Raw genomic sequence first — 3,693 nt, forward strand, 5'->3', positions numbered from 1 at the left:
GGAGAATCAGGTCACGGGGTACAGCGCCTCGGTAGTGGCGGCATACGTGGGGGCACAGACATACGAGATATTCCTTTCGTCGGGTAGGAAGCAGAGGTACCGGCAGGAGCCATCAGGCCGAGACCGGTGCGTCTGTGAGCGCCGGCGAGGAGGGCGGTACGCAGGCCGAAACAGTTGTCCCAGCCAGCGTCCCCGACCCACCCGGACACCGGCCCGCCGCTGAGGCTGCCCCGCAGGATGTCCGCGCCTTCCGCCCCGAACTCCCGAACTCATCGGGAGCGGCCACACGAGCATACCCCGCCCCGTACAACGGAGTGTCAGCGGCGACTGTCGAGATCTGCTGCTGCCGCGCACGGCCATCGAAAGTCGAGATCCGATGAAGATCTGTTGAAGAAAGACAGATTTCGTATACGGGAAGTCACTCGGTGAACGATGAAGGATGAGAGTGGAAAGTATCCGCACCCCGAAAACTGCTCGGGCTCGAGGAAGGTCGCGGCTGTGAACATGATGGGCATGATGGACCAGGCGCACACCTTGCTGCACCAGTTGATGATGTGGCTGCACCAGATGAGCGGGATGCCGATGATGAACATGCCGATGTAGTGAGCTGTCGACAGAATCGACGCGGACGTCCCGGGAGGTGGGTCCGGCACGGGTCCGGATCGCCGACCTCGATCATCACCGCCGACATCCCGTGACCCCTTGACGGTGCGAGCTGATGCAGCGACGGCCTTCGGGATCGCCAGAACCTCTGCGGACCGAGCAGCGCGACCACCGGATAAGACCCTCAGGGCCACGGCGGGCGCGGCAAGCGCAACGCTCGTCACGCCCGCCCACGTCGCCGACTCCCGCGTAGGGCAGGATCCGCTTGGCAACCACCGCGGGCGCACCATCTTCGAGGCAGAAATATCATGACGCAACCACCGATGGATGCCCAGGTCCGCTTCTGGACCGAGTGGGTCGAAGACTCCGCCCCCCGCGAAAACAATCCCGGCAACGAACGACGCGGAAAATACGTGCTCGAGGCAGTCCGATCGGTGGCCCGACCGAACATGCGCATCCTGGACATCGGCTGCGGAACGGGATGGTTGTCGCTCCAGCTCGCCGAGTTCGGGACGGTCACCGCCCTCGATCTGCCCTCCAAGACCATCGACCGGCTCAAGACCACCCAGCCGGAGATCACCTGGATCAGCGGCGACTTCCTGACCACCGCCCTTCCCCAGGGGTTCGATGTGGTGGTCTCGGTCGAGACCATCGCTCATGTGCCCGATCAGGAGAAGTTCGTCCGCAAGATCGCCGCGCTGCTGGTGCCGGGCGGCACCGTCGTGCTGACCACGCAGAATCCGCCGATCTGGAACCGTACCCGGGCGCTGCGCCCTCCCGGCCCGGGGCAGATCCGCAACTGGCCCTCGCGGGCGCGTCTGCAGGAACTGTTCACCCCGTACTTCGATCTTCAGCCGCTCCGCACGTGTGCGCCAAATGGGGATCGCGGGCCGCTGCGCCTGCTGCACAACCGCATCTCCCGAGCGGTCGGGACCCGGCTGTTCGGCCGCGAGCGGTGGATCCGCTGGCGGGAACGGGCCGGGCTCGGGTGCAGCCTCGTCCTGGTGGGCACGCTCGCCCACCCTGTCGAATGAATCTCTCCGAGTCCTTGTCGGTCGACACCCCAGGGACCCGCCCTCGGTGGATTCACCCACCCTCCCATCGGCTCCTGCCCGAGGCACAGATACCGGAGCCGAGCATTGTTGCGCCCCGACTTCAGAGGCAGGGCGCAACACTGGTCGAGATGGCCACCCGGTGCAGAGTCCCCGCCACCCTTTACACCACCGTCGTTACTCCCGCCCACCGGTGGACCGCGGCCCCGGTCGCCGCCCACTCTCGGCGGGGCCGGGCTTATTCTCGGCGCAGCACCCACCTGACGACGGCTCGCTCGAGCAGATGAGGTGCACACGCCCCGGAAGTCGGACACCGTCCGGCCCTGCGCCGGGCACCCGGCCCGCACAATCCGGTCAATACCGAATCGACCAGGCGGAACAAGACATCCAATCGATTCGAAGTCGGGACCGATCGCCGCATACCGCCACTGCCTGGGCACCAGGGCACGGACACGACCGGCGCCACGTCGATACGCCAGTCCCTCGGCTTCCGCGCCCCGGCAAAGTGGGGGAATGATGAAACGAACAGCGACCGTGCTCGCGCTGATGATGGCCGCGAGTTGTTCGGACACCGGCGGCTCCGGCGGCGCGCAGGTCAGCCCGTCGTCACCGACTACCGTGGCGGCAGCCGCACCGTGCAGCGGCCCCGACAGCGCCGACCGGCGCTACATCACCACCATCAGCCCCGACGGACGCTACTTCGAAGACCAGTACGGCGACCCCGTCCTGGTCCGCGGGGACTCGCCGTGGTCCGGTCTGGTGGACTGGTCGCCCGAGCAAGCCGAGCTGTACTTCGCCGATCGGGCGGCCCGCGGATTCAACGCGTCGATCATCTCGGCGATCGGCGCACCCGGCAACGGCGGGCCGAGCGATCAGGGAGCCACCTTCGACGGCATCGAACCGTTCGTCGACGGCGACATCACCGCATGGAACGAGCCGTACTGGGCCCGGCTCGACGAGTACTTCCGGATCGCCTGCCGACACGGAAACACCTTGTTCCTCTATCCGATGGACGGGTGGAACATCACCGACGTGTTCGCCTCGGCCACCCCACAGCAGGCTTTCGTCTACGGCCGGATGTTCGCCCAGCGATACGCGCGGTTCCCGAACATCGTCTGGCTGACCGGCGGGGACTATTCGCCCGACACCGAGGATCGTGCAGCCGGCGCCGCATCGGACCACGTACTGCGCGCGATGCTCGACGGGATCCGCGCCGCCGGCTCGGACCGGCCGTTCTCGATCCAGCTGGGCGCCGAACGATCCCTGTCCACAGACAACCCGTTCTGGGAACCGCTGGTGGACTGGAACTTCGTCTACACGTACATGCCCACGTACAAGGCGGTGCTCGACGGGTACACGCGGGTGGCAGGCACCAGGGATCCGCGCCCGGCCTTGTTCTCGGAGGGAAACTACGAAAGCGAGAACAACCAGTCCGACACCGCGCCGACGACCGACGAGACCCTCCGACGTCAGGCACTGTGGGCGCTGACCTCCGGCTCACCGGGCGAATTCCGTGGCTCCGACGACTGGGAGTTCCGGGACGGGTGGGAGACGCGTCTGGACACCCCCGCCGTCACCCAGCTCGAGGCCATCCGCGAGCTGTGGAACTCGTGGCCGTGGTGGCAGCTGGTGCCGGATGTCGACGAGCCACTCGTCGTCGACGGGCGCGGCGCTGCATCGACGGACGAGGAGATGGTCGACGTCCTCGACAACGACTACGTCACCGCCGCCCGCACGCCGGACGGATCGCTGGCCGTCGTCTATGTGCCGACGCGACGGACGATCCGGCTCGATCCCTCGCTGGTTCCGCCGGGGGCGACCGCCGTGTGGATCGACCCCGCCGATGCCAGTGGCCCCACACAGCCGGCGGACCTCAAACCCGACGGCACCGTTCCCACCCCTGGGGCGAACCGGGACGGCAACGAGGATTGGCTCCTGGTGATCACAACGTGAGCTCTCGACCCGCTGCTGCCCCTCGCCACCATCGTCAGGGTGAGAACAACAGGCTGCCTCAGAGAGTGTTGTGGAACCCGCGCTG

The 3,693-nt window shown here is 67.0% G+C and carries 2 protein-coding genes; both read left to right on the top strand.

Going from position 1 to position 3,693, the window contains the following annotated elements:
- Positions 1–911: 911 nt before the first annotated feature.
- Positions 912–1,637, top strand: coding sequence for a bifunctional 2-polyprenyl-6-hydroxyphenol methylase/3-demethylubiquinol 3-O-methyltransferase UbiG (locus tag CQZ88_RS17240; protein ID WP_102800084.1), 726 nt, complete (start codon positions 912–914; stop codon positions 1,635–1,637).
- Between the two features lie 534 nt (positions 1,638–2,171).
- Positions 2,172–3,608 carry a DUF4038 domain-containing protein gene (locus CQZ88_RS17245; protein WP_374703828.1) on the top strand — a complete coding sequence of 479 codons (1,437 nt, stop codon included), beginning with the start codon at positions 2,172–2,174 and terminating at the stop codon, positions 3,606–3,608.
- Positions 3,609–3,693: the final 85 nt, after the last annotated feature.

Origin of the sequence: Rhodococcus sp. ENV425 (genome assembly GCF_002887785.1) — a bacterium.
Lineage (GTDB): Bacteria > Actinomycetota > Actinomycetes > Mycobacteriales > Mycobacteriaceae > Rhodococcus > Rhodococcus aetherivorans.